Source organism: Isoptericola sp. b515 (assembly GCF_030588125.1).
Lineage (GTDB): Bacteria > Actinomycetota > Actinomycetes > Actinomycetales > Cellulomonadaceae > Isoptericola > Isoptericola sediminis.
Genome location: NZ_JAUQYR010000002.1, coordinates 327,210 through 352,589 on the forward strand (window position 1 = coordinate 327,210; position 25,380 = coordinate 352,589).

Below are 25,380 nucleotides of genomic sequence, written 5' to 3' on the forward strand. Positions count from 1 at the left end.
TACCTGGGCGTCCCCGGACCCGGCCGACGCCCCCGTTGCGTCGATGCGGATTCCCTCTATCACATTACGCCGGGCTCCGCAGGACTTCTAGAGGCGAGCTCGCCCGGCCGCACCGTGTGCTCCCCGCGGCCCGGCCCTAGCCCGCCGTCCCGTCGGCGCCCTCGACGGTCACCAGGAGCGGCCGGTGGTCGGAGGCGACGACGTCCAGCACCTCGAACGACGTGACCGTCAGGTCCGCGGAGACGAAGACCCAGTCCACGCGGTAGCGGGGAGCAGCGGCCGGCGAGGTCAGCGCGGCCGGGTCGCCGGCGGCGTCCTGGGCACTGACCAGCCCGGCGTCGTCGAGGACCCCGAGCTCGGGCCAGCCGGGTTCGGCGTTCAGGTCGCCGGCCAGCAGGTAGGGTCCGTCGACCGGCTCGGCGGCGATCAGGGCCTCGAGCTGGTCGCGCCGGGTCGCCCCGTTCTCCTCGCGATGCTGCAGGTGCGTGACCACGACGCGGACCTGCTCGGTGCTCGCCGGCCCGGCCGTGTCGAGCGGACGGAACGTCGCGGCCAGCGCGGACCGGTCCTGCGGGCCCTCCCCGTACGGCAGCTCGACGCGCTCCACGTCGCTCGCCGTGACGCGGGCCGGGTCCCACAGCAGCGCGTTGCCGAACCGCCGGTCCGCCGCGGGGACGAACGCGTGCTCCAGGCCCGTCTCGTGAGCCAGGAAGGTCAGCATGTCGGCCCCGCCGCCGACCACCCAGCCGCGGGAGACCTCCTGCAGAGCGACGACGTCGGCGCCGGAGGAGCGGATGACCTCGGCCATCTCGCCGAGGCGCACCGACGGGTCGGCGCTGACGCCGTAGTGCACGTTCCAGGACAGCACGGTGAGCTGCCCGCGGTCCGCCGGGCCGGGAGCGGTCGTACCGTCGCGGCCCGTGCCCGCGGTGGCCGTCACCACGACGCCGACCACCGCCAGCGCGGCCACCGCACCGGTGAGCAGGGGCCCCGCGGTCGGGGTCAGGCGGGCCAGCCGGCGTGAGCCGATGAGGGAGGGCAGGGCGACCGTCGCGGCGGTGACCACGGGCACCAGGCCGGCGGGCACCGGCAGGGGGACGTCGAAGTGCACCTGGTAGAGCAGCAGGGGCAGCGCCGTGCCCAGGCCGGTGGCCGCCGTGACCCCGACCAGCCGCCGGCCGCCGAGGTCCCGGGCCGGTCGCGACCACGCGGCGGTCAGCGTCCGGGCCCCGGCGGCGGGCAGCACCGCCGCCACGAGGAGCAACGTCACCGACCAGACCACCGGCGGGTCGGCGAGGCGGGGCACGGTGAGGAACAGCAGCCAGGTGCCGCCGACGAAGGTCACGGCGGACGCCCACGGCCCGACGACGGGGCGGTGCACGGACAGCGCGACCCCGACCGCGAGGGCTGCGAGAGCCGTGCCGGCCGCCGCGACCGCCATCGGCAGCTCGGTGGTCGCGGCGACGAACGCCGGGTTCGCGAACGACTGCACCCCGAGGGCGACGAACGGCCCGAGCAGCCACAGCCCCCGGGCGCCCGGCCGTGCCGGGCCGCGGCGCAGACGCACCGCGGTCCACAGGGCTCCGGCGCCGAGAGCGGCCGTGACGGTCCAGCCCGCCACGTCCGCGCGCCAGACGGCGTCCCAGGTGTCCAGCAGCACGAGCACGGCGGCGGAGCCGAGCAGACCCAGCGTCACGCCGCGGGCCACGAGGGAGCCCGGCGCGGGGGCGCGGTCCTGCCCGGTGCGGGCGGCCGCGGGCGGAGTCCCGGAGGCGAGCGCGGCGACCAGGACGAGCGTGCCGAGGCCGAGGGCGACGGTGCCCAGCCCGCCGTAGAACCGGACCACGCCCAGCTCGGGGGCCAGCGGCACGGCGGCGATCCGCGTCCCGAGCAGCTCGAGGGCGAGGCGCGCGGCCACCAGCACGGACACCGCGACCAGCACGGTGCGCCCCGTGACCGGCCGGCCGAGGGTCAGCGCGGCGACGACGACCGTCGGCGCGAGGTACGTGACCAGTGCGGCGACCGACGCCGTGGCGACGCCGTCGGCCAGGGCGCGGTCGAGCAGCGGTCCGCTCGCCCGGACGAGCTCGGCGACCACCGCCGTGACCAGCGCGAGCAGCACGAGCAGGTGCCGGTCGCGCGAGGTCGGGTTCACCCTCGGGAGGCTATCGCGAGCAGGCGCGGCACGGCCTCGGCGAACGCGGGGTGCAGCGGCAGCTCGGCCAGGGCCGGGACCGGCACCCAGGCCACCTCGATGCTCTCGTGGTCGGTCGCCGCCGGGACCAGCTCGACGCCGTCGGCCACGTGACCGACCACGGTGGTGTAGGTCCACACCCCGTGGTCGAGCACGTGCTCGCCGACGACGAGCACCCCGGCCGGGTCGATCCCGGCCTCCTCGGCGGCCTCGCGCAGGGCACCCGCCTCGGGGGACTCGGTCGGGTGGACGGCTCCGCCCGGGATGCCCCACGTGCCGCCCTCGTGGGACCACGTTGCGCGGTGCTGCAGGACGACGTGCGTGGCCTCGCCGGAGGAGTCGACGTCGCGGCGCACCAGGAAGAGCCCGGCGGCGCCGTGCAGGCCCCAGTGCCGGTGGTCACCGCAGACCACCCAGCCGTCACCGGGGTGACGGTGGTGCGCAGGACCGGGCAGCACGGGACGCACCGGTCAGGAGATCTCGCAGATCGCGGTGCCCGCCGAGACGCCGACGCCCGGTGCCAGGGTCAGCGCGGTCACGGTGCCCGCGCGGTGGGCCGTGATGGGCTGCTCCATCTTCATGGCCTCGAGCACCACCACGAGGTCGCCCTCGGCCACCTCGTCCCCCTCGGTGACGGCGACCTTGACGATGGTTCCCTGCATGGGCGAGGCGAGGGTCGTGCCGGCGTTGCCGCCGCCGGTCGGGCGCCCGTTGCGCCGCGCGCGGCGCGCCGGGCGTGCGGCGTCGGCGCGTCGGGCACGGCCGGCGGCCATGCCCAGACCGGCCGGCAGCACGACCTCGAGCCGGCGCCCGCCGACCTCGACGACGACGCGTTCCGGCGCCTCCTCGACCGCGTCCTCGGTCTCGGCGGCAGGTGCGGCGCCGGTGGGGGACAGGGACGGGAGCGTGTCGGCGAAGTCGGTCTCGATCCAGCGGGTGTGCACGGCGAAGTCCTCGCCGCCGGACGGCACGAAGTCGGGGGCCTCCAGCACGGCGCGGTGGAACGGGACCACCGTGGGGATGCCGGCGACCTCCAGCTCGCGCAGCGCGCGGCGGGCGCGCTGCACGGCCTGCGTGCGCGTGGCGCCGGTGACGATCAGCTTCGCGATCATCGAGTCGAACAGGCCCGAGACGCTGTCACCCTCGACGACGCCGGTGTCGACACGCACGCCCGGCCCGGACGGCCAGCGCAGCGTCGACACGGTGCCCGGTGCCGGCAGGAACCCGGCAGCCGGGTCCTCGCCGTTGATCCGGAACTCCAGGGAGTGGCCGCGCACGGTCGTGCTGTCGTAGCCGAGCTCCTCGCCGGCGGCGATCCGCAGCTGCTCGCGCACCAGGTCGATGCCCGTGACCTCCTCGGTGACCGGGTGCTCGACCTGCAGGCGGGTGTTGACCTCGAGGAACGACAGCGTGCCGTCGGTGCCCACGAGGAACTCGCAGGTGCCGGCGCCCACGTACCCGGCCTCGCGCAGGATGGCCTTCGACGCCCGGTCGAGCTCGGCCTCCTGCTCGGCGGTGAGGAACGGCGCGGGGGCCTCCTCGACGAGCTTCTGGTGGCGGCGCTGCAGCGAGCAGTCACGGGTGGAGACCACCACGACGTTGCCGTGGGTGTCCGCGAGGCACTGCGTCTCCACGTGCCGGGGCCGGTCCAGGTAGCGCTCGACGAAGCACTCGCCCCGGCCGAAGGCGGCGACGGCCTCGCGCACGGCGGAGTCGTACAGCTCGGCGATCTCGTCGTCCGTGCGCGCCACCTTCAGGCCGCGGCCGCCGCCGCCGTAGGCGGCCTTGATGGCGATCGGCAGCCCGTGCTCGGCGGCGAAGGCGCGGACCTCGGCCGCGTCCGCCACCGGGTCGGCGGTGCCGGGCACCAGCGGCGCGCCGGCCCGCTGGGCGATGTGCCGGGCGCTGACCTTGTCGCCGAGGGACTCGATGGCGGCGGGCGGCGGGCCGATCCAGGTGAGTCCGGCGTCGATGACGGCCTGGGCGAACCCGGCGTTCTCGGACAGGAACCCGTAGCCGGGGTGCACGGCGTCGGCGCCCGAGCGGCGGGCGACGTCGAGCAGCTTGTCCACGTCCAGGTAGGTGTCGGCGGCGCGAGCGCCGTTCAACGCGAACGCCTCGTCGGCGAGCCGGGCGTGCAGCGCCTGCCGGTCCGGGTCGGCGTAGACCGCGACGGAGGCGATGCCGGCGTCGGCGCAGGCACGGGCGATGCGGACGGCGATCTCACCACGGTTGGCGATGAGGACCTTGCTGATGGAGGGCACGGCTCACGGTAACGCGCACCGACCGCTCAGCCCGTACTCCCCGCGCCCTCGGGGAGAAGTCTGTGCCGGGTGCCAACGCCGGTCACGGCCGTTTGTGCACATCCCACATGGACCGGGGGTCCGGGGGCCCGGGGGAGGGGCGTGCGTTGGCGGTTTCGTCAGGCTCCGGTGCCGTTGCGCAGGGTGTGCCACCGCACGTCGATCTCCGCCAGCAGCGCGCGCAGCAGCGGCAGGGACACCCCGACCACGCCGTGGTGGTCGCCCTCGAGCCGCTCGACGTACGGGCCGCCGAGACCGTCGATGGTGAAGGCGCCCGCCACGTGCAACGGTTCGCCGGTGGCGACGTAGGCGTCGATCTCCTCGTCGTCGAGGTCGGCGAACCAGACCGTCGTCGAGCTCGTGGCGCCGAGAGTCGCGCCGGTGCCGCCGTCGTCCGGGTCGCGGGCGTCGACGACCCAGTGGCCGCTGTGCAGCACACCCGACCGGCCGCGCATCGTGCGCCAGCGCTCGCGTGCCTCGTCCGCGTCGGCCGGCTTGCCGACGACCTCGCCGTCGATCTCCAGCATCGAGTCGCAGCCCAGCACCAGGCCGTCGGTGTCGCCCGCGTCGCCCTCCTCGATCCGGCGGGCCACCTCCTCGGCCTTGGCCTGGGCCAGGACGAGCACGGCGTCCGACGGCGGCAGGTCCGGGTAGCGTTCCCGGGCCGCGGCGAGCACCGCGTCCTCGTCGACGCCGCTCACCAGCACGGCAGGGTCGACGCCGGCGCTGCGCAGGGTGGAGAGGCGGGCGGGGGACTGGCTGGCCAGGACGAGTCGCGTCACGCTCGGCACCCTACCCGCCCCACCCCCGACGTTGTGGGCATGAGATCTGCAGCCCTCGTCGGCGGCGGGGCCGCAGATCTCATGCCCACGACGTCCGGAGCGACGTCAGGTGAGCAGGGCGGCCGCGGCGATCATCACCACGGGCGAGGCGAGGGTCGTCATGAGCACCGTGTCCCGGGCCAGCACCTCGCCCCGCCGGAACCGGGCCGCGTAGTTGTAGATGTTCTGCGCCGCCGGGAGGGCCGCGAGCGTCACCGCCGTCGCGACCGCCTCGTCGTCCAGGCCGAACCCGAACCGGGCGACGGCGAACGCGACCGCGGGCATGACCAGCGCCTTGAGCACGGTCGCCACGACCACGGGCGCCCGGCCCTCCTCGCCGCGCAGCGGCCGCGAGCCGTGCAGGGACATGCCGAACGCCAGCAGGATCATCGGCACCGCGGCGCCGCCGAGGATCTCCAGCGGGGCCAGCACGACGTCGGGGACCGTCACGCCGGTCAGGGAGACCGCCGCCCCGGCCAGGGCGCCCAGGATGATGGGGTTGCGCACCGGCTGGCTGAGGACGAACCCGAGCGACACCCGTCGGCTGGTGGCCGAGTCCAGCAGGAGCAGCACCAGCGGCGAGACGATGAGCAGCTGCAGGCCGATGATCGGCACCACCGCCGTGGCGTCGCCGATGACGTACGCGGCCACCGGCAGGCCGATGTTGCCGGCGTTGACGTACCCCGATCCCAGCGCGCCGATCGCGGTCTCGGGGACCTGCAGCCGCCACCAGAGGCGGTTGACGACCACGAACACGCCGGCCGCCGTCAGCGCCGCGACGAGCTGGACGAGCAGCGGGGCCCCCAGCAGCCGGCCCAGGTCGGCGTCGGCCACGATCGTGAACAGCAGGGCCGGGGAGGCGATGAAGAACCCGACCCGGTTCAGCGCCTCCCGGGCGTGGACCCCACCGATCCGCAGCCGGGCGGCGACGTAGCCCGCCGCGACGACGAACCCGATGATCGCGAAGCCGGTGAGGACCCCCTGCACGTCAGGCGAGCGAGGAGCGCAGCACGTCCAGCCCGACCGACCCCAGACCCAGCGCCCGGGCGTGGAAGGCCCGCAGGTCGAACTCCTCGCCCCGGGCCTCCGCCGCCGCGCGGTGCTCGTCGCGGATCTGCTCCCACAGCCGCTGGCCGACCTTGTACGACGGCGCCTGTCCCGGCCAGCCGAGGTAGCGGTCCAGCTCGAAGCGCAGGAAGTCCGCGTCCATGTCCGCGTTCGAGGTCAGGAAGTGCCAGGCCTTCTCGGCGTCCCAGGTGCCGCCGCCCCACTCCTCCGGGCACGGCTTGCCCAGGTGCACGCCCAGGTCGAGGACGACGCGGGCCGCCCGCAGCCGCTGGGCGTCGAGCATGCCGAGGCGGTCACCCGGGTCGTCCAGGTGCCCGAGGTCGGCCATGAGGCGCTCGGCGTACAGCGCCCAGCCCTCGCCGTGGCCGGAGACCCAGCAGGCCAGGCGGCGCCACCGGTTCAGCGTGTCCGACGCGGACACCGCCGCGGCGCACTGCAGGTGATGCCCCGGCACCCCCTCGTGGTAGACGGTCGTCGTCTCGCGCCAGGTCGTGAACTCCGTGACGCCCGGCGGGACCGACCACCACATGCGGCCCGGACGGGAGAAGTCGTCGCTCGGCGGGGTGTAGTAGATGCCCCCGGTCTGGGTGGGCGCGATGCGGCACTCGACGGTCCGGACCGGGCCCTCGATGTCGAAGTGCGTGCCGGCCAGGGCCTCGATCGCCGCGTCGGCGGTGGTCTGCATCCAGGTGCGCAGCGCGTCGGTGCCGTGCAGCTGCCGCTCGGGGTCGGCGTCCAGCACCGCGACGGCGTCGGTGACGGTCGCGTCCGGGCCCGCGATCTCCCGGGCGACGGCCTCCTGCTCGGCCACGATGCGGGCCAGCTCGGCCAGCCCCCACTCGTAGGTCTCGTCCAGGTCGACCGTGGCGCCGAGGAACGCGCGGGAGGCCAGCGCGTAGCGCTCGCGGCCCACGGCGTCGTGCTCCGGGGCCTGCGGTGCGAGCTCGTGCTCCAGGAAGTCCGCCAGCTCGCCGTAGGCCGCGCACGCGGCGGCGGCACCCCGCTCCAGCTCGGCCCGCACGAGGCTGCAGGCGGCCGAGTCGTCCAGCACGCGTGCGGCGTCGTCACCCCGCACCAGGGCGGTGAACGTCGACTCCGGACCCGCGAGGTCGCGGGCCTGCCCGATGGCGGCGCGCACCTGACGGATCGCCGCCACGCGGCCCCGCTCGGCGCTCCAGCGCAGCGACGCGGTGTAGCCGGCCAGCGCCTCCGGGACGGCGTTCAGCCGCGCGGCGATGTTCTCCCAGGCCTCCACGGTCCCGGTGGGGACCACGTCGAACACGTCGCGCAGCTCCTGGACCGGGGAGGCGATGTTGTTCAGCATCGCCTGCACCTCGCCCGCGGCGTGCAGCTCGAGGCCCAGGCCGATGCGCTCGCGCATCGCCGCCAGGGTGACCCGGTCCACGTCGTCGACGGGTGCCTCGCCGGCGGCCTCCAGCTCGTCGAGCTCACGCAGGATCGCGCGGTCCAGGTCGGCACGTGCCTCGTGACCGGCGGGCGAGAAGTCCGGCAGCTCGTGGTCGTGCCCGGGCAGGCCCATGAACGAGGCCGCGACCGGGTCGAGCGCGGCGGACCGCAGGACGTAGGCGTCCGCGGCGGCGTCGAGAGCGGTGGGGGTGCGGGGCGTGGTGGCGCTCGAGGTGGCGGCGCCGAGGGTGTCGTGGGTCACCCGACCGAGGCTATCCCAGCGTGTCGAGGGGATTCGCTCCGGTCGTCCCCCGCCGTGGTCGCGGTGAGCAGCGCGCGGAGCCGTCGGCGGTGCTCCGTCGCCAGGCCGACGACGTCGAACGCCTCCTCGGTGCGTGCCGCCACCTCGGCGACGAGCGGCGTCGTGCGTGACACCCAGGACTCCACCTGTGCCGTGGTCCACGTCTGCTGCCGGTCCGCCGTCGGTGCGTGGGACGGTCGGCCCGCCATCGCGCGGACGGACGCGGCGTAGTCGTCGGCCACGTCGTCCGGGGAGACACCCGCGTGCCCCAGCAGCAGGGCGCTGATCATGCCCGTGCGGTCGCGTCCCGCGGAGCAGTGCACGAGCACCCCGGGCCCGGCGTCCGCGACCGCCTCGAGGGCGGTGCGCACGAGGTCCGGCAGGATCCGCCAGTTGTGCGGCCAGTACTCCGGGGAGTCGAGGATCGGGAAGCAGGTCCGGCGGAACTCGGGGTCGGCGCGGTCCTCGGTGGGTGCCGCCACCATCGTGACGCCGTCGTGCGCCGTCCGCGGGACCACGGGGTCGCCGTCGCGGGGGCCGACCTCGTCGGCGCAGCGCAGGTCCACGACGGTGCGCACGCCCCAGGTACGGGCCGCCGTCCAGCCCGCCGCCGTGAGCCGTTCACGGCGCGGCCCGCGGGCGACCCGCCCCGTCAGCGTCCGGCCCGTCGGTGACAGTGGCGTCACCAGACCTCCGAGGTCACGGACGTTCGGGCAGCCGTCCCAGGGCAGGTCACGCATCGCGGCACCCTACCGGGCACAGGTCGAGCGTCTCTGCTGTGCCGGACCACAGGTCGTGCGGCACGAACAGAGACGCTCGATCACGAGGGCGAGAGGAACCTCACGCCGGCGGCGGTGTGCGGTCTTCGTAGCGCTCCACCCGGTGGTGCGTGCGCTGCCGGTTCTGGACCAGCCCGAGGATCAGCGCCAGGATCCCCGCCGCGATGCAGATGTACCCGACGATGTTGAGGTTGACGACCTCCCAGGTGTCGGGCGCGATCGCGAAGGCGAGGATCGCCCCGACCACGATGAGGAAGATTCCGCTTCCGATGCCCATCGGCACTCCTCCGTTCCCGGACGCCGGTGCGTCCGTCGCCCCGATGGTTGCCGAGATGTCGCATCTTCGCGACACGAGGGCGCGGGGGAAGACGCCGTCAGCGGGTCCGGCGGCGGACCTGGTCGGCCCAGTCGCGGTGGTAGCGGGCCACGACGTCGTCGGAGCCCGGGGCCCACCACACGGCGACGGGATCGCCCGGGCGCGGGCCGAGGGGGTCGCCGTCGGACACGAGCAGCGACCACGTGTCCTCGGCCGTGTCGCCGTCGCGGGGGTAGCTGAGCAGTCCCCGCAGCATGACGCCGTCGCCGACGGGACGTTCGGTGACCGTCACCGAGCCCGTCGTCGACCGGGCGTCCCGGCGCAGCGCCTCCACGCCCCGGGTCTCGCGGGCGAGCCGCTGGTCGTCGCGGTAGCGGACCAGGGCCGCCACGGCGGTGACGGCCAGCAGGGCGAGCAGGGCCAGCATCAGGCCGAGCTCCAGCTCGCCCGAGGGGTTCTCGACCAGGCGCTGCGTCGCGTACACGCCGGCGGTCGCCGCCAGGGCGGGGGCCCACAGCCAGCGGCGCAGCCAGCCGGGCCGCTCGGGGGTCGGCAGGTCGCCCAGGGGTGCCTCGACGGCGGCGGCCGACCCGGCCTGCTCCCAGCGCACGCTCACGACCGGAAGCTCCAGCGCCAGGCGTCCACGTTGTGGCGTCCGGACCGGCCGCCGAAGCTGCGGGCCGTGGCCGCACCGTTGCCGCGCAGGTTCCGGGCCCGGTTGGTCCACTCGTCCACGGGCGCGACGTCGTCCGGCAGGTCGTCCTGCGCCGACACGGCCGCCAGACCGGCCACGAGCGCGGCGACCTCGAGATCGTCGGGCGCCCCGCGCACCACGCGTACCTGGGGGGTCATGCGTCCTCCTCGTCGTCGGGGTCGTTGCCGAAACCCGGGGCCAGGCCGCGCGAGGCGGCCCACTCCATCACCTGGTACCCGCCGTCGGTCATCCGTGTCGCCGCGTCCTGACCGGCCTCGTCGAGCAGCTCGATGACGCCGTCGAGCGTCATCGACGCCCCGGGCGGCGGGTCGGCGACGACGAAGCCCAGGTAGAACACCTCCGCGGAGACCGTCCCCTCGGGCAGGTCCTCCTCGTCGGTCGCGGGCCGGCTGCCGGGCTCCGGCTCCCAGACCGACGTCGTCAGGTCCGGGTGCATCCCGAGCGCGTCGTGCAGCGTGTCGAACAGGGCGGCGTTGAGCGTGCCGACCTGGTTCTCCAGCGCGAGGATCCGCGGGTCCTCGTCGGCCTCGGTGGCGCCGAACTCGGCCCGCACCCCGACGGCCGCGTCGACGTACCGGTGCAGCGCCTCGGCGAGCGAGTCCACGGCGCGGTGCATCGGGTCCGGGTCGACGTCGCCCAGCGGCGCCGGTCCGTGGGTGGCGTCCTCGTGGCTCATCGCTCGATCTTCTCAGACACGTCCCTCACAGGGGGATGTTGCCGTGCTTCTTCGGCGGCAGGCTGGCGCGCTTGGTGCGCAGGGCACGCAGCGACCGGACCACCTGGACGCGGGTCTCCGAGGGGCGGATCACCGCGTCGACGTAACCGCGCTCGGCCGCGTCCCACGGGTTGACGATCGCGTCGGTGTACTCGTCGGTGAGCCGGGTCCGCTCGGCCTCGACGTCCTGCCCGTCCGCCGCCGCGGTCTTCAGCGCCCGCCGGTGCAGGATGTTCACCGCCCCCGAGGCGCCCATGACGGCGATCTGCGCCGTCGGCCACGCGAGGTTGACGTCGGCGCCGAGCTGCTTGGAGCCCATGACGATGTACGCCCCGCCGTACGCCTTGCGGGTGATCACGGTGACCAGCGGCACCGTCGCCTCGGCGTAGGCGTAGATGAGCTTGGCGCCGCGGCGGATGATGCCGTCGTGCTCCTGGCCGACACCGGGGAGGAACCCCGGCACGTCGACGAAGGTCAGGACCGGGATGTTGAACGCGTCGCAGGTGCGCACGAAGCGGGCGGCCTTTTCCGAGGCGGCGATGTCCAGGGTGCCGGCCATCGACTGCGGCTGGTTGGCGATGACCCCGACGCTCTGACCCTCGACGTGGCCGAACCCGACGAGCACGTTCTGCGCGTACAGCGGCTGCACCTCGAGGAACGAGTCCGGGTCCAGGACCGTCTCGATCACCGTGCGCATGTCGTACGGCTGGTTGTCGCCGTCCGGGACGATCGCGTCCAGCGCCTCGTCGTCCGGCGTGGCCTCCAACGCGGTCTCCTCCTCGGGCGGGAACGTGGGCGCGTCCGAGAGGTTGTTCTGCGGCAGGTACCCCACCAGGTGGCGCACGTAGTCGATCGCGTCGTCCTCGTCGGCACCCAGGTAGTGCGCGACGCCGGAGGTGGCGTTGTGCGTGTGCCCGCCGCCGAGCGTCTCGAAGTCCACGTCCTCGCCGGTGACGGTCTTGATGACGTCCGGGCCGGTGATGAACATGTTCGACGTCTGGTCGGCCATGACGATGAAGTCGGTCAGCGCCGGGGAGTACACGGCGCCGCCGGCGCTCGGCCCCAGGATGAGCGAGATCTGCGGGACGACGCCCGAGGCCGCGACGTTGCGGCGGAACATCTCGGCGAACTGCGTCAGCGCGGCCACACCCTCCTGGATGCGGGCCCCGCCACCGTCGGAGATGCCGATGATCGGCACCCCGATCCGCAGCGCGAGGTCCTGGACCTTGGCGATCTTCTCGCCGTGCACCTCGCCGAGGGACCCGCCGAAGACGGTGAAGTCCTGGGAGAACACGCAGACCTGGCGGCCGTCGATGGTGCCGTGCCCGACCACGACACCGTCGCCGGGCAGGCGCTTGCTGTCCATGCCGAAGTTGCGGCTGCGGTGCATCGCCAGGGCGTCCAGCTCGGTGAAGCTGCCCTCGTCGAGCAGGTCGTCGATGCGCTCGCGGGCGGTCTTCTTGCCGCGCGCGTGCTGCTTGGTGCGGGCGTTCTCCTCGGGCTCGGTGACCGCGGCCGCGCGGCGTCGGTCGAGCTCGGCGAGCTTCTCGGCGGTGGTCTTCACACTGGCGACCCTAGGACTCCCCGGCGCGTGGGGCGATGCGCGACAGGCCGTGTCGACCCCGGTGATCTTGGAGGATTCCTACAATCCGCCCCCGGACGGTCCCGAGAACCCGCCGCGAGGCACCACGATGGAGACATGACGCGCCCACCTCTCGACGTCGCCGCGCTGCGACCCGCCCTGCTCGCCCCGACCGGACCCCTCGCCCGGGTCGACGTGGTGGAGACCGCCGCGTCGACCAACAGCGATCTCGTCGCCCGCGCCCGCGCCGGGTCGCAGATCCCCGCGGCGCTCGTCGCCGAGCACCAGCAGGCGGGGCGCGGTCGGGCCGGCAGGGCGTGGCAGACGCCGCCGCGGGCGGCGCTGACGGTGTCGTTCCTGCTGCGTCCCCAGGTCCCGGCCGACGAGCTCGGCTGGGTGCCGCTGCTGACCGGGCTGGCCCTGGCGCGCACCCTGCGCGCCGAGGGGGTCTCGGCGTGGGTCAAGTGGCCCAACGACGTCCTGCTGCCGGCCCCCTCGGAGTGCGAGGGACTCGGCCGTCACCGCAAGGTCGCGGGTGTCCTGGCCGAGGTGGTGCCGGACGCAGCCCCGACCGGCGCCGGGGAGGGGCAGGAAGGCACCGCCGTCGTGGTGGGCGTGGGGCTCAACGTGGACCAGTCCGTCGACGAGCTGCCGGTGCCGGCCGCGACGTCGTTGGCACTGGCGGGGCAGGAGCTCGACCGCGGTGAGCTGCTCGTCGGGCTCACGGGGGAGCTCTTCACGCTGGTCGCCCGCTGGGAGGCCGCCGGGGGCGACGCGGTCGAGGCCGGGCTCGCGGGGGAGTACGCCGAGGTCAGCGCCACGCTCGGCCGGGCCGTGCGGGCCGAGCTCGCGGGCGGAGGCGACGTCGTCGACGGCGAGGCCGTCCGGGTGGCCGACGACGGGGCGCTCGTCCTGGCCACGGCCGCCGGGGAGCGGGTCGTCACCGCGGGCGACGTGCACCACCTGCGCGCGGTCTGAGTCCCGGCGAGGACCGCCCCCGGACGTCCAGGTCCCGCACAGGTGACCCCCGTTACAGTGGCCCCGTGACGAGCCAGACCTCCCCCGACCCGCGTGATCGCACCGCTCAGGAGCGTGCCGACACGGCCCGCCGCACCGACGAGGCCATCCTGGGCGGGCCGCGGGTGTACACGCTGGCCGACCTCGTGGCGGGGACGGGGCTCTCCACGGAGTTCGTCGAGAACTACTGGCGCTGGCTGGGTCTGCCGGTCACCCACCCGGAGGAGGCGCGCTTCACGGCCGCCGACATGGAGTCGCTGCGCGAGATCGGCACCCTCATCGAGGAGGGGCAGCTCGACCAGCAGGCGCAGATGACCCTCGTCCGGTCCCTGGGGCACACCTCGGACCGCCTGGCGCTGTGGCAGGTGGAAGCGTTCGTCGAGCACCTGGGTCGTCGCTACGCCCTGGACGACGTCAGCGCGCGCCTGGCCGCGGTGGACCGGATCCCCGGGTTCGCCGACGTGCTGGCCCGGCAGCTCGAGCACGCCTGGCGCCGCCAGCTCGCCGCGCTCATGGGCCGGTTCGCCACCGAGTTCGGCAGCTCGAACGAGGCCCGGCTGCCGGGTGACCAGCTGCCGCTGCGTCGGGCGATCGGGTTCGCCGACATCGTGTCGTTCACCAAGCGCACGGCCGGCCTCGGGTCGCAGGAGCTGTCCGAGTACGTCCAGCTCTTCGAGTCCCGGGCCCGGGACGTCATCACCGAGGCCGGCGGCCGCGTGGTCAAGACGATCGGGGACGCCGTGCTGTTCGTCGCCGACGACGTCGCCACGGGCGCCGAGTGCGCCCTCGGGCTGGCCGCGCCCCACTCCACCGACGAGATCCCCGTGCGCGTCGGGTTCGTCTGGGGGCGCGTGCTGTCGCGGTTCGGCGACGTGTTCGGACCGGACGTGAACCTGGCCTCGCGCATCTCGGAGCTGGCCGAGCCGGCGACCGTGCTCGTCGACCCGCCGACGGCCGCCCTGCTGGCCTCGTCGGCGCGCTACGCCCTGACGGCGCAGGCGCCGCGGGAGGTCCAGGGCCTGGGCGAGATCACCCCGGTGCGCCTGCAGCGCGCCTACACCGGCTGAGGCCTCAGAGCAGCACCGGCTCGGGGTCCCGCGGCTCCGGGTCGGGGGCGATGAGTCCCTCGTCGTCGAACCGGACGTTCCCGACGCGGGGTCCGATCGGCCGGGTGTGCATCGGTGCCGAGGGGTTCTCCAGGAGGGCGCTCGCGTGCTCGGCGTCGACGGACGGGTCGAGCCACGCGTCCCACGCCTGCCGCGGCAGGGCCACCGGCATCCGGTCGTGGATGCGTTCGAGGCCGTCCGCCGCCGCGGTGGTGATGACGGTCGTGGAGACGAGCCACCGGTCGGGGTCGTCGTCGGCGCGGGTGCGGTCCCGCCAGAACTCGTAGAGCCCCGCGAAGGCGGCGACCTCACCGTCGGCGGGCCGGATCCAGTACGCCTGCTTCGGGGTCCTGCGGGTGCCGGGCGGAGCCTCGAGCCTCCGCCACTCGTAGTACCCGTCGGCGGGGACCAGGCAGCGCCGCACCCCCAGCGGCTTGGCGAACGCGGACTTCTCCAGGAGGGTCTCGCGGCGGGCGTTGATCATGCGGGCGCCGATCCCGGGGTCCTTCGCCCAGGAGGGGACGAGCCCCCACCGGGCCACCTGCAACGTGCGGGTGATCTCCCCGGCGGTGGTGCCGCCGTCGGGCAGGGGTTCGCGCCGGGGACGTTCGACGACGATCCGCACCGGGTCGGTCGGGGCGACGTTCCAGCGCGGCCCGAGCAGGCGGGCGTCGTCCGCGATCTCGGCGACGGCGAGCTCGTCGGCGAGGTCCTGGGCGTCGGTGAAGGAGGCGAAGCGGCCGCACATGAGGTCATCGTCCCCCGGACCGCCGACATCGGCGGTGAGAGGGGTCACGGCGAGCGGCCCTCGTGATCGTCGTATCGTTTCGATAGCATGAAGCCCATGCCCGAGAAGACCACCGTGCTCCAGCGCGCCCGCTCGCCGTTCCGCTGGATCCTCATGCTCGGTGCTCTCGCGGCCCTGCCGGCCTTCACGGTCGACATGTACCTGCCGTCCCTGCCCGAGGTCGCCGACGACCTCGGCTCCACGGCCTCGTACGCCCAGCTGTCGGTGTCGGTGATGCTCATCGGCGGCGCGGCCGGCCAGCTCGTCATCGGGCCGCTCTCGGACCGGTTCGGACGCCGCGCCCCGCTGGTGTGGGGGCTCGCGCTGCACGTGGTGACCTCGCTGCTGTGCGCCCTGGCGCCCACGATGTCGGCGCTCATCGTCCTGCGGCTGCTGCAGGGGTTCTTCAACGCCGCCTGCACCGTGGCCGCGATGGCCGTGGTGCGCGACCGCTTCGTCGGGGCGGAGGCCGCCCGCATCCTGTCGCGGCTCATGCTCATCATCGGCGTGGCGCCGATGCTCGCGCCGACCTTCGGCTCCGCGGTCGCCGCCGCCGCGGGCTGGCGCTGGGTCTTCGCCGTCCTCGCGGTCGGCGGTGCGAGCCTGGCCGTGGTCGTCTGGCGCGCCATGCCCGAGACGCTGCCGGCGGCACGCCGCCAGCCCGGCGGAGCCGGCAGCGTGCTGCGCGGCTACCGGGACCTGGTGCGCGACCGGCACTTCATGGGGCTCGCGGTCCTGCCCGGCCTCGGCCAGGCCGTGCTCATGAGCTACGTCGTCGGCTCGCCGTTCGTCTTCCAGGAGTACTACGGCCTCAGCCACACCCAGTTCTCCCTCCTCTTCGCCCTCAACGGCCTCGGCCTGGTCGTCTCGGCCCAGATCAACGCCGCCCTGGTGCGCCGGGTCGCGCCGATCCGCCTGCTGCGGGCCGCGCTGGTGCTGCAGGGCGTGTTCGCCGTGGGGCTGGTCGTGGTCGCGCGGACGGAGTTCGGGGGCCTGCTGGGCCTGCTGGCGCTGCTGTGGATCGTGCTCGCCTTCCAGGGGCTCATCCCCGCCAACGCCTCGGCGATCGCGCTGTCCCGCCACGGTGAGCGGGCCGGGTCCGCGGCCGCCGTCATCGGCGCCGTGCAGGCCGGGACCGCCGGTGCCGTCTCGCCGCTCGTCGGTGTCCTCGGCGGTGACGCCGTCGCGATGACCACGGTCATGCTCGGGGCGTGGACCGCGGCGATCTGCGTGCTCGCCTTCGCCACGCCCGCCTTCCGCCGTGGCGGGTGGGTCCACCTCGCCTGAGCCCGGGACACGCCGTCGACCGCCCGTGCGAGGAGGCGTCGGTTTAGGGTGACAGGGTGAAGGAATCCAGTCCCCGGCATCTCGGGCACCTTGCCGGGCACCCGGTACTGCGCTGGGTCGCCCTGGGGGTGACCGCGGTCCTCGCGCTGGTCGGAGCGGCATCGATCGCCGCGTACGTCGACCTCAAGTCGCAGATCGAGGTCTCCGACGTCGACGCGTTGATCGGCCGGCAGCGACCGGAACGCGACCCGGTGGCCGCGGCCTCCGACGAGCCGGCCGACCCGAGCGACCCCTTCGCCGGGCAGGACCGGAACATCCTGGTCATGGGGACCGACTACCGCGACGCGGAGAACGCCGAGATCGCCGGCTCCGGGGACGAGTTCCACTCCGACAGCACGCTGGTGATGCACATCAGCGGCGACCGGACCCGCATCGAGGCGATCTCCATCCCACGCGACTCGCTCGTGGACATCCCGGCCTGCCCCCGGCCCGACGGCAGCTCCACCGCGCCCCAGAGCAACGCGATGTTCAACACCGCGTTCTCCCTGGGCGGCGGACCGGAGCAGGACCTCACCGCGGCCGCGGCCTGCACGCTCCTGACCGTCGAGTCGCTCACCGGCCTGACGATCGACGACCACGTCGTGGTCAAGATGGCCGGCGTGGTGGACATCGTCGACGCCCTCGGTGGGGTGCCGATGTGCCTGCCGGAACCGGTGATCGGCGACTCGCGGTACAGCGACCTGGAGCTCGACGCCGGACGCCAGGTGCTGGACGGGGAGACCTCGATCCAGTTCCTGCGGGTGCGCAAGGGCGAGGGCATGGGGCTCGAGCTGGGCAGCGACTTGCGGCGCATCGAGCGTCAGCAGGCGTTCGTGGACTCCATGCTCCGCGAGGTCCTCGACCAGAACCTCATCACCAACACCCCGAAGCTGTACCGGATGGTGCGGGCGTCGCTGAAGTCGATGTCCACCAGCCCGGAGCTGGCGAGCCCCAGCGCGCTGGCCGGCCTGGCCTGGAGCCTGCGCAACGTCGACCCGTCCAGCATCGTCTTCGAGTCGGTCCCGGTGGTCGAGGCCCCCACCGACGCCAACCGCGTGGTCTGGACCCACGAGGCGGCCGACCTGTGGCAGCGGTTCGCCGACGACGTCCCGCTGCACGGCGAGGCCACGCCCACACCCACGCCGAGCGACTCGCCCGAGGACGGCGTGGTCGAGGCGGAGACCACCGCCGACGAGGGCACCGGGTCGGCAGGCTCCGACGGCGCGGTCGACGAGTCCGGTGACGGCGCCGGCGGGGGTGGCCAGGGCGGCACCGTGAGCGCGGACAACCCCGGCACCTCCGACCCCTCGCCGAGCCCGTCGCCCAGCCCGTCGCTGCTGCCCGGCGTGTGCAGCTGAGCGACGGCTTCGTCGTCGCGTGCCCGGTGTGCTGGTCCTCCTCTCGGGTTTCGGTCTCGGGCTGTCCCTGATCCTGGCCATCGGCGCCCAGAACGCGTTCGTGCTGCGCCAGGGGGTGCGCCGCGAGCACGTCGGCGTCGTGGTGCTCGTGTGCGCCGCCTCCGACGCCGTGCTGTACGCGGCCGGGGGAGCGGGCCTCGGGGCCCTGGTGGAACGGAACCCCGTGGTCGTCGACGTCGCCCGGTGGGCGGGTGCCGCCGTCGTGCTCGGGTACGGGGCGCTCGCCGCCCGGCGGGCGCTGCGCGGCGAGGAGGGACTGCGCGTTGCCACCGACGGCGCGTCCGGTGACGAGGGGCGGCGCCTGCGCCCCGTGCTGCTCACGGCCCTCGCGCTGACCTGGCTCAACCCGCACGTCTACCTGGACACCGTGGTGCTGCAGGGGTCGGTGGCCGCCACCTACGGCGACGACCGCTGGCTGTTCAGCGCCGGTGCCGTGCTCTCCAGCATCGTGTGGTTCACCGCGCTGGGCTACGGCGCCCGCCTGCTGGCACCGGTGCTGCGCCGGCCGGGGGCGTGGCGGGTGGTCGACGGCGTCATCGCGGTGATCATGGTGGCCGTCGCGGTCTCGCTGGTCGCCGGCGCCTGACCCCGCTTCGCCCGGTCCCGTCCCGGGCCGCCGCGTCGCTCAGGTCGCCACGTCGCCCGGGTCGTACCTTCCGTCGCGCGGTCGTACCCGCGGGGTACGACCACGTGACGGAAGGTACGACCTCGGCAGGGGTCAGGGTCGGTCCCTGCCGAGTCAGGACCGTGTGCCGCGGGTCAGGGCGATCCGCGGCGAGTCAGGACGCGGGTCAGCGGGTCAGCGCGGCCAGCCGCTCGATGCCGTCGCGCAGCACCTCGGGCTGCTTGACGAACGTGAACCGCACCCGGGAGCGCATCGTCTGCGCCGCCGTCGACCCGGGGCGGCAGAACGCCGAGACCGGCACGCCGACCACCCCGACCAGCTCGGGCAGCCGCAGGCACAGGTCGTGGCCGTTGGTGAAGCCGAGCGGCGCGCCGTCGGCCACCACGAAGTAGGTGCCCTGCGGGACGACAACGTCGAACCCGGCCCGCTCGAGGCCCGCGCAGAGCAGGTCACGGCGTTCCGCCAGGGAGTCCGCCAGGGCGCGGGGGGTCTCCTCGTCGGCCAGCGCGAGGGCGATCGCCGGCTGGAACGCCGACCCCGAGGTGTAGGTCATGAACTGCTTGAGCGTGCGCACCGCCGTGATGAGGTCCGCGGGGCCGTGCATCCACCCGACCTTCCAGCCGGTGAGGCTGAACGTCTTGCCCGAGCTCGACACCGTCAGCGTCCGCTCGGCCATCCCTGGCAGCGTGGCGATCGGGACGTGCACGGCGTCGTCGAACACCAGGTGCTCGTAGACCTCGTCGGTGAGCACGAGGGTGTCGCGCTCGCGGGCAAGGGAGGCGACCTGCTCCAGCTCGGCGCGGGTGAGCACGGTGCCGGTCGGGTTGTGCGGGGTGTTGACCAGGATCATCGCCGTGCGGTCGGTCGCGGCGGCACGCAGGGCGTCGGCGTCCAGGCGCAGGTCGGCGGTGAGCGGCACGGGCACGTGGGTGGCGCCGGCCATGGCGATCGCGGCCGCGTGGGAGTCGTAGAAGGGCTCGAGGGTGATGACCTCGTCGCCGGGCCCGGTCAGCGAGAGGATCGCGGCGGTGAGCGCCTCGGTGGCGCCCGTGGTGGCCAGGACCTCGGTGTCCGGGTCGACGTCGAGGCCGTAGCGGCGGCGCTGGTGGTCGGCGATGGCGTGGCGGAGCTCGGGTACGCCGTCGCCGGGGGCGTACTGGTTGCGGCCGGCGTCGATGGCGGCCTTGGCGGCCTCCTTGACGTAGTCGGGGCCGTCGACGTCGGGGAAGCCCTGGCCGAGGTTGACCGCGCCGGTGCGGTTCGCCAGCACCGTCATCTCGGCGAAGATCGTCTGGGCGATCGTCCCGTCGTCGGAGAGCAGGCCGGTGGCGGCGGCGACCTGGCGCCACCGAGGTGTGGACGTCATGCAGGCGACACTACCGACGGAAGTCGGTCGGCGGGCTGGACCGAGCCGGGTATCGGACCGCCGGGCATCGTGCACCGCTTCCCCGCGGTTCTGCATCGATCTCTGGCGACGTTGCTCGGGCGCCATGTCACCGGCGCACGCCCGTCAGGGCACCTCATACCCCTCCGCGGTTTTCGCCAGGTAGGTGCTGAGAAGCCGATCGAGCACGCGAGCTCTCCAGCGGACGGTGGGAATGATCGTGATCAGGCCGAGTGCGACAAAGACTGCGCCGCTGACCAGGAAGTCGCTCGCGCCGAGGTCTTGAGGACCCGTCGCCGGGCCTTCGAAGATCGACACGATGAAGTAGATGCATCCAAGAAGTGCGGAGGCGATTCCGACTCCGACCAACAGTCCTGAGACGAACCGCCTCCCTGGCGCCTTCTTCCACAGCTTCTGCCGCAGATGGTTGTCCCGTTCCAGAACCGTCTCCGTCTGGATCTGTCGAATCTCCTCGGCGATCCGCTCATCCAGCACGCCGGTGGCCTGGCCCTGTTCGGCCAGCGTCGCGCGGAGCGTGGCCAGTCGTTGCAGCCGGTGGAGCTTACGAGCGGAGAACTCGCCAGACCACGCTCTGGAGAGCAACGCGAGGATGGGGGCGGCGATCGCCGCGACCCCTGCCAGCAGCGTCGCAACCGTGGTCATCACTTCCATCGGACTTCACGCTAGCCATGCTCGGTGGTGCTCGCCTCGGGGATCTCGGCTCGCGACAGTGATGCCGGACGAGCCCGGTTCTGCGGTCACACCGGTCCGCCCCGCTCGCAGTTGTCCACAGGGTGGATGGCCCCAGGCGCAGCGGGCGGGAACTTCGCTACGCTCGGTCGCGCTTGAGTGGATTTGCCCGATTGACCCCGACGGAGAGGTTCCACGGGTGGACGCCGACGTTCTGACCCACGACGAGGCGGGCAGCCTGCTGACCGGCGAGGTCCGCGAGCTCGTGCGCCGCCGTGGCATCGACCCGGTGACCGATCGCCACGGACTCGACCGCCTGGTCGGGGAGGCCGTGGCCGACTACGGGGACCGGGCCACCCTCGGGGTCGTTCCGCCGCTGGTCGACCCGGCTGCCACCACTCGTGCGCTCATCGACACCTTCGGCGGGTTCGGTCCGTTGCAGCCCTACCTCGACGATCCGGAGATCGAGGAGATCTGGATCAACAACCCGGCCCAGGTGTTCGTCGCGCGTCGCGGAGTCAGCGAGCTGACGACGACGCTGCTCACGGGCCAGCAGGTCCGGGACCTCGTCGAACGGATGCTCAAGTCCTCGGGGCGCCGGCTCGACCTGAGCTCGCCGTTCGTCGACGCCACCCTGCCTGGCGGCGAGCGCCTGCACGTGGTGATCCCGGACGTCACCCGCGAGCACCTGGCTGTCAACATCCGCAAGCACGTCGTGCGTGCCCACCACCTCGACCACCTCGTCCGCCTCGGCTCCCTGACGACGCACGCTGCCGCCTTCCTCGACGCGGCCGTCCGCGCGGGGGCCAACATCCTGGTCTCCGGCGCCACGCAGGCGGGCAAGACGACGATGCTCAACGCTCTGGCGGGGTCCACGCCGGCGGGTCAACGCGTCATCTCCTGCGAGGAGGTCTTCGAGCTGCGACTGCCCGTGCGCGACCACGTCGCGATGCAGTGCCGGCAACCGAGTCTCGAGGGGACCGGGGAGATCCCGCTGCGACGTCTGGTCAAGGAGGCGCTGCGGATGCGGCCGGACCGCATCGTCATCGGAGAGGTGCGGGAGGCCGAGAGCCTCGACATGCTCATCGCCTTGAACGCGGGAGTTCCCGGGACGGGAACCGTGCACGCGAACTCGGCCCGTGAGGCGATCACCAAGATGTGCACGCTTCCGCTGCTCGCCGGAGAGAACATCTCGGACCGGTTCGTCACGCCGACGGTGGCGGCAGCGCTGGACGTGGTCGTGCACCTCGGGGTGACGCCGGGAGGGGTGCGGCAGTGCCGCGAGATCGTGGCGGTGACGGGACGTGTCGAGGAGGGACGGGTCGAGACGGCCCAGCTCTTCCGTCGCAGGCCCGCCTCGGCCGGTGGTGAGCTCGTGCGCGGGGACGGCTTCCCGGCCGAGGTCGAGAAGTTCGAGCGTGTCGGCGTCGACGTGCACGCGCTGCTGGCCGGGGAGTGCTGATGGGAGTGGTCGTCGGGCTCGTCGGCGGAGCCGGGCTGTTCTGCCTCTGGTGGTCCTGCTGGGAGCAGCCGGAACGCGGCCGGCGGCGCAGTCGTCGACACCGCACGGTGCAGGACCTGCTCGTCCAGGCCGGTGCGCCGACGGTGACCCCGGCGGCCCTCTACGTCCTCAGCATCGGGCTCGCCCTCGTCGTCCTCCTGCTCGGGCTGGTGCTGACGCGGTCCCCGGCCATCGCCGCCTGCTTCGCGGTCATGGCGGTCGTGGCGCCGGAGGCGCTGGTCCGGGCACGGGCACGCCGACGCCGCGACGACCTGCGCGAGGTGTGGCCGGACGTCGTCGACCACCTCGCCAGCGGCGTGCGGGCCGGTCTCTCCCTGCCGGAGGCGGTCGCGCAGCTCGGCGAACGTGGGCCGCAGGCCCTGCGGGAACCGTTCGCCCAGTTCGCTGCCGACCACCGGGCGACCGGGCGCTTCGGCGAATGCCTCGATCTCCTCAAGGACCGCCTCGCCGACCCTGTGGCTGACCGCATCATCGAGGCCCTCCGCCTGACACGTGAGGTCGGCGGGACGGACCTCGGTCGGTTGCTGCGCAGCCTGTCGAGCTTCCTGCGCCAGGACCTGCAGACCCGTGGCGAGCTCGAGGCGCGTCAGTCCTGGACCGTGAACGGTGCGCGGGTGGCAGCCGCCGGCCCGTGGGTCGTGCTGGCCCTGCTCGCCAGTCGTCCGGAGACGGCGCAGGCGTACAACTCGGCGGCAGGGGTCGCGGTGCTGCTGACCGGTGCGGCCTGCTCCGTCGTGGCATACCGCGCGATGCGCCGGATCGGCCGACTGCCCGAGGAAGGTCGGGTGCTGCGATGACGCCGATCGTGACCGGTGCCCTGCTGGGCCTCCTCGCGGGATGCGGCCTGCTGCTGGTGGCTGCCGGCGTCCGGGGGCGACGGATCAGGCTCGACGAGCGGCTCGCCCCGACCCTGCGGCCCCGGGACGCGACCTCCGGGCTGCTGCGCGAGCAGGCGACGCGCGGCCCTCTCGGGGTGCTCGAGCAGCTCCTCGCCCCGTGGGTCGACGACGCCGCCGCGTGGTTCGAGCGGTTCGGCTCGACGCGAGAGGACGTCCAGCGTCGGCTCGACCGTGCCGGTCTGCGCGAGACCGTCGAGCAGTTCCGCGCACGGCAGCTCGTGTGGACGACGTTGGGGCTGGCAGGCGGCCTCCTGCTGGCCGTCCTGCTCGCCGCGACCCGAGGCTCCTCGGTCGTCGTGCTGGCCGTCCTGGTGCTGCTCACCGGTGCGACCGGCTTCGTCGGCTGTGACCAGAGGCTCTCCGGTGCTGCACGGCGGCGGGAGGAGCGGATGCTCGCCGAGTTCCCCACCGTCGCAGAGCTGCTGGCGCTCGCAGTCACGGCCGGCGAGGGGCCGGTGCCGGCGCTCGAGCGGGTCGCGACGACCGCCCGGGGCGAGCTGTCCGGCGAGTTCTCCGTGATGCTGGCCGACGTCCGGGCAGGAGCACCGATCACGGCCGCTCTCACGGCGATGGCCGACCGCACCGGTCTGCCGACGCTGTCGCGGTTCGCCGAAGGCGTGGCCGTCGCGCTGGAGCGCGGCACACCTCTGGCAGACGTCCTCCGTGCCCAGGCACAGGACGTCCGGGAGTCCGGGCGTCGGGCCCTGATGGAGGCCGGCGGGAAGAAGGAGGTCGCCATGATGGTGCCGGTGGTCTTCCTCATCCTGCCGATCACGGTCGTCTTCGCCGTCTTCCCCTCCCTGGCCACGTTGCAGATCGGTCTGTGACCTCGACGAAAGGATGCTCCATGACCACCAACCCGCCCGACAGCACGCGCTCCCGGCACCTGCCCGAGGCCGACGACCCGGAACGCGGCGACGTCCCCGGCTGGGTTCTCGTCACGCTCATGACGGCAGGTCTGGTCGTCGCGCTCTGGGCACTGGCGGGTCCGCTGCTCGAGGACGCCTTCACCCAGGCGATCGAGAGCGTCACGGGTCTGTGACGTCCGGGTCATGGGCACGAGCCGATGGCTCGGCGGCCGGCCGGTCCGACGGTGAGCGCGGCTCGGCGGTGGCGGAGTTCGCCCTCGTCTCGGCGCTGCTCGTGGCGCTCTTCCTCGGCGTCGTGCAGGTCGCGCTCGCGTTGCACGTCCGGGCCGTTGCGATCGATGCGGCGGCTGAAGGCGCACGGCTGGCGGCGCGGACCGACCACGACCTCGGTGCCGGTGCCCAGCGGACCCGGGACCTGCTCGCGTCGGCGCTGAGCGAGCGGTACGCGGGCGACGTCGTGGTCGGCACGACGAGGCGCGGTGGACTGGACCTCGTCCGCGTCACGGTCACCGCGCCGCTGCCCGTGGTGGGTCTGCTCGGCCCGTCAGGTGCGATGACCGTCGAGGGGCATGCCGTGGACGAGTCGGCATGACCGGGCGTCCAGACGGCCCCGACGACCCCGAGTCGTCACCGACCGGATCTGGGGAGGAAGGTGCCGCCGTGGTCGAGTTCCTGGGAGTGGGTGTGCTGCTGCTCGTCCCGCTCGTGTACCTGGTCGTCACCGTCGGCCAGATCCACGCCGCGGGGTTCGCCGTCGAGGGCGCGGCCCGGGATGCCGCGCGGGCGGTGGTGACCGCCGAGTCGTCGGCGACCGGTGCCGCACGTGCTCGGGCGGCGACGGAGGTGGCGCTGGCAGATCAGGGCTTCGTCGTCGACGGCGCCGATGTCCTGGAGCTCGAGTGCTCGGCGAACCCGTGCCTGACACCGGGGGCGACGGTCGGCGTGCGGGTCCGTGTCGAGGTGCCGCTACCGTTGGCGCCGCCCGCGCTGCAGGACTGGGTGCCGCTGAGCATCCCGGTCGAGGCGGCCCACGTCGCACCGGTCGAGGAGCACGTCGGGACCCGGCCGTGACGGCGGCACGCGAGGAAGGGCGGATCATGCTGCTCACCGCGGGCTTCGTCGCGGTGGGGCTGATGCTGGTCGGCATGGTGGCCTCGGCCGCGTCCGTGCACCTGGACCGCAAGCACCTGTTCGACCTGGCGGACTCGTTGGCGGTGGCCGGTGCCGACTCGATGACCCGGGAGACCTACTACGGGGAGGCGATGGCCCCGGACGGGTCGGGCGTGCTGACCTTGACGGACGACGGCGTGCGCACCGCCGTGGCCGAGCACCTGGCCGTGCAACCGGCATCCTCGGCCCCAGGACTGCGCGGCGTGAGGGTGCAGGAGGCCGCCACGCCGGACGGCCGCAGCGCCCGCGTGAACCTGGTCGCCACCTCCCACCCGCCGTTGATTCGTTGGTTCACCGACGCCTTCGGTGGGGGCATCACCGTGACTGCCACGGCAACGGCACGGGCAGGTTGAGCAGGTTCTGTCG

Annotated in this window: 27 protein-coding genes; 12 read left to right on the forward strand and 15 right to left on the reverse strand. The window is 73.8% G+C overall.

Features of this window, described 5'->3' with window-relative positions:
* Positions 1–136: 136 nt before the first annotated feature.
* From Q6350_RS07160 to Q6350_RS07215, 12 genes are all read right to left on the reverse strand, one after another.
* The gene (locus Q6350_RS07160) at positions 137–2,155 is read right to left on the reverse strand and encodes an endonuclease/exonuclease/phosphatase family protein (protein ID WP_305065853.1); all 2,019 of its coding nucleotides are present in this window, start codon (positions 2,153–2,155) and stop codon (positions 137–139) included.
* Positions 2,152–2,649 carry an NUDIX domain-containing protein gene (locus Q6350_RS07165; protein ID WP_304607411.1) on the reverse strand — a complete coding sequence of 166 codons (498 nt, stop codon included), beginning with the start codon at positions 2,647–2,649 and terminating at the stop codon, positions 2,152–2,154. Before Q6350_RS07165 ends, Q6350_RS07160 begins: the two co-directional genes overlap by 4 nt.
* A 15-nt stretch (positions 2,650–2,664) precedes the next feature.
* Positions 2,665–4,458, reverse strand: coding sequence for a biotin carboxylase N-terminal domain-containing protein (locus Q6350_RS07170; RefSeq protein WP_304603489.1), 1,794 nt, complete (start codon positions 4,456–4,458; stop codon positions 2,665–2,667).
* A 158-nt stretch (positions 4,459–4,616) separates the two neighbouring features.
* Entirely contained in the window at positions 4,617–5,279 is a 663-nt protein-coding gene (locus tag Q6350_RS07175; protein WP_304607232.1) for a nucleoside triphosphate pyrophosphatase, read from the reverse strand.
* A 105-nt stretch (positions 5,280–5,384) separates the two neighbouring features.
* On the reverse strand, positions 5,385–6,305 hold the full coding sequence (locus Q6350_RS07180; protein WP_304603491.1) for an AEC family transporter: 921 nt from the start codon (positions 6,303–6,305) through the stop codon (positions 5,385–5,387).
* Position 6,306: 1 nt separating this feature from the next.
* Positions 6,307–8,055 carry a DUF885 domain-containing protein gene (locus Q6350_RS07185; protein ID WP_305065854.1) on the reverse strand — a complete coding sequence of 583 codons (1,749 nt, stop codon included), beginning with the start codon at positions 8,053–8,055 and terminating at the stop codon, positions 6,307–6,309.
* Entirely contained in the window at positions 8,052–8,834 is a 783-nt protein-coding gene (locus Q6350_RS07190; RefSeq protein WP_305065855.1) for a tyrosine-protein phosphatase, read from the reverse strand. The genes Q6350_RS07185 and Q6350_RS07190 overlap by 4 nt, the downstream gene beginning before the upstream one ends.
* 100 nt (positions 8,835–8,934) lie before the next feature.
* Positions 8,935–9,150 (reverse strand): DUF6458 family protein, encoded by a 216-nt coding sequence (locus tag Q6350_RS07195; RefSeq protein ID WP_304603494.1) that lies wholly within the window; start codon positions 9,148–9,150, stop codon positions 8,935–8,937.
* Positions 9,151–9,247: 97 nt separating this feature from the next.
* A complete protein-coding gene (locus tag Q6350_RS07200) occupies positions 9,248–9,805 on the reverse strand; it encodes a hypothetical protein (RefSeq protein WP_304603495.1) in 558 nt (185 codons plus the stop codon).
* Positions 9,802–10,041 carry an acyl-CoA carboxylase epsilon subunit gene (locus Q6350_RS07205; RefSeq protein ID WP_304603496.1) on the reverse strand — a complete coding sequence of 80 codons (240 nt, stop codon included), beginning with the start codon at positions 10,039–10,041 and terminating at the stop codon, positions 9,802–9,804. The genes Q6350_RS07200 and Q6350_RS07205 overlap by 4 nt, the downstream gene beginning before the upstream one ends.
* The gene (locus Q6350_RS07210) at positions 10,038–10,580 is read right to left on the reverse strand and encodes a hypothetical protein (RefSeq protein WP_304607238.1); all 543 of its coding nucleotides are present in this window, start codon (positions 10,578–10,580) and stop codon (positions 10,038–10,040) included. Before Q6350_RS07210 ends, Q6350_RS07205 begins: the two co-directional genes overlap by 4 nt.
* Positions 10,581–10,605: 25 nt before the next feature.
* A complete protein-coding gene (locus Q6350_RS07215; protein ID WP_305065856.1) occupies positions 10,606–12,183 on the reverse strand; it encodes an acyl-CoA carboxylase subunit beta in 1,578 nt (525 codons plus the stop codon).
* Positions 12,184–12,318: 135 nt separating this feature from the next.
* Here Q6350_RS07215 and Q6350_RS07220 point away from each other — a divergent pair, with 135 nt between their 5' ends.
* On the forward strand, positions 12,319–13,179 hold the full coding sequence (locus tag Q6350_RS07220) for a biotin--[acetyl-CoA-carboxylase] ligase (protein ID WP_304603499.1): 861 nt from the start codon (positions 12,319–12,321) through the stop codon (positions 13,177–13,179).
* A gap of 65 nt (positions 13,180–13,244) precedes the next feature.
* Positions 13,245–14,285 (forward strand): adenylate/guanylate cyclase domain-containing protein, encoded by a 1,041-nt coding sequence (locus tag Q6350_RS07225; RefSeq protein ID WP_171247464.1) that lies wholly within the window; start codon positions 13,245–13,247, stop codon positions 14,283–14,285.
* A gap of 4 nt (positions 14,286–14,289) precedes the next feature.
* Here the strand turns inward: Q6350_RS07225 and Q6350_RS07230 are convergent, their stop codons facing one another.
* Entirely contained in the window at positions 14,290–15,072 is a 783-nt protein-coding gene (locus Q6350_RS07230; RefSeq protein WP_304603500.1) for an SOS response-associated peptidase, read from the reverse strand.
* A gap of 96 nt (positions 15,073–15,168) precedes the next feature.
* Here Q6350_RS07230 and Q6350_RS07235 point away from each other — a divergent pair, with 96 nt between their 5' ends.
* Genes Q6350_RS07235 through Q6350_RS07245 form a run of 3 tightly spaced genes read left to right on the forward strand, consistent with a single transcriptional unit; the run spans position 15,169 to position 18,441 of the window.
* Positions 15,169–16,398, forward strand: coding sequence for a multidrug effflux MFS transporter (locus tag Q6350_RS07235; RefSeq protein ID WP_171247466.1), 1,230 nt, complete (start codon positions 15,169–15,171; stop codon positions 16,396–16,398).
* A gap of 56 nt (positions 16,399–16,454) precedes the next feature.
* Complete coding sequence (locus tag Q6350_RS07240) at positions 16,455–17,795, forward strand: LCP family protein (RefSeq protein ID WP_304603501.1); 1,341 nt, start codon at positions 16,455–16,457, stop codon at positions 17,793–17,795.
* Between the two features lie 28 nt (positions 17,796–17,823).
* Complete coding sequence (locus tag Q6350_RS07245; RefSeq protein WP_304603801.1) at positions 17,824–18,441, forward strand: LysE/ArgO family amino acid transporter; 618 nt, start codon at positions 17,824–17,826, stop codon at positions 18,439–18,441.
* A 205-nt stretch (positions 18,442–18,646) separates the two neighbouring features.
* Here Q6350_RS07245 and Q6350_RS07250 read toward each other — a convergent pair whose 3' ends face one another.
* Entirely contained in the window at positions 18,647–19,846 is a 1,200-nt protein-coding gene (locus Q6350_RS07250) for an aminotransferase class I/II-fold pyridoxal phosphate-dependent enzyme (protein ID WP_305065857.1), read from the reverse strand.
* Positions 19,847–19,990: 144 nt separating this feature from the next.
* A complete protein-coding gene (locus Q6350_RS07255; protein ID WP_305065858.1) occupies positions 19,991–20,536 on the reverse strand; it encodes a hypothetical protein in 546 nt (181 codons plus the stop codon).
* Positions 20,537–20,753: 217 nt separating this feature from the next.
* On the opposite strand from Q6350_RS07255, the gene Q6350_RS07260 reads away from it, so the two are divergent.
* The 7 genes from Q6350_RS07260 (at position 20,754) to Q6350_RS07290 (ending at position 25,367) form a co-directional block, all read left to right on the forward strand.
* Positions 20,754–22,016, forward strand: a complete 1,263-nt coding sequence (locus tag Q6350_RS07260; protein ID WP_304603504.1) for a CpaF family protein — start codon at positions 20,754–20,756, stop codon at positions 22,014–22,016.
* Positions 22,016–22,873: a type II secretion system F family protein gene (locus tag Q6350_RS07265; RefSeq protein ID WP_304603505.1), complete on the forward strand. Its 858-nt coding sequence runs from the start codon at positions 22,016–22,018 to the stop codon at positions 22,871–22,873. Before Q6350_RS07260 ends, Q6350_RS07265 begins: the two co-directional genes overlap by 1 nt.
* Positions 22,870–23,802: a type II secretion system F family protein gene (locus Q6350_RS07270; protein WP_305065859.1), complete on the forward strand. Its 933-nt coding sequence runs from the start codon at positions 22,870–22,872 to the stop codon at positions 23,800–23,802. The genes Q6350_RS07265 and Q6350_RS07270 overlap by 4 nt, the downstream gene beginning before the upstream one ends.
* A 20-nt stretch (positions 23,803–23,822) precedes the next feature.
* Positions 23,823–24,017, forward strand: coding sequence for a hypothetical protein (locus Q6350_RS07275; RefSeq protein WP_304603507.1), 195 nt, complete (start codon positions 23,823–23,825; stop codon positions 24,015–24,017).
* A 68-nt stretch (positions 24,018–24,085) separates the two neighbouring features.
* The gene (locus Q6350_RS07280) at positions 24,086–24,436 is read left to right on the forward strand and encodes a TadE/TadG family type IV pilus assembly protein (RefSeq protein WP_304603508.1); all 351 of its coding nucleotides are present in this window, start codon (positions 24,086–24,088) and stop codon (positions 24,434–24,436) included.
* The gene (locus Q6350_RS07285) at positions 24,433–24,915 is read left to right on the forward strand and encodes a pilus assembly protein (protein WP_304603509.1); all 483 of its coding nucleotides are present in this window, start codon (positions 24,433–24,435) and stop codon (positions 24,913–24,915) included. The genes Q6350_RS07280 and Q6350_RS07285 overlap by 4 nt, the downstream gene beginning before the upstream one ends.
* A gap of 26 nt (positions 24,916–24,941) precedes the next feature.
* The gene (locus tag Q6350_RS07290; protein ID WP_305065860.1) at positions 24,942–25,367 is read left to right on the forward strand and encodes a hypothetical protein; all 426 of its coding nucleotides are present in this window, start codon (positions 24,942–24,944) and stop codon (positions 25,365–25,367) included.
* The last annotated feature ends 13 nt before the right edge of the window (positions 25,368–25,380 follow it).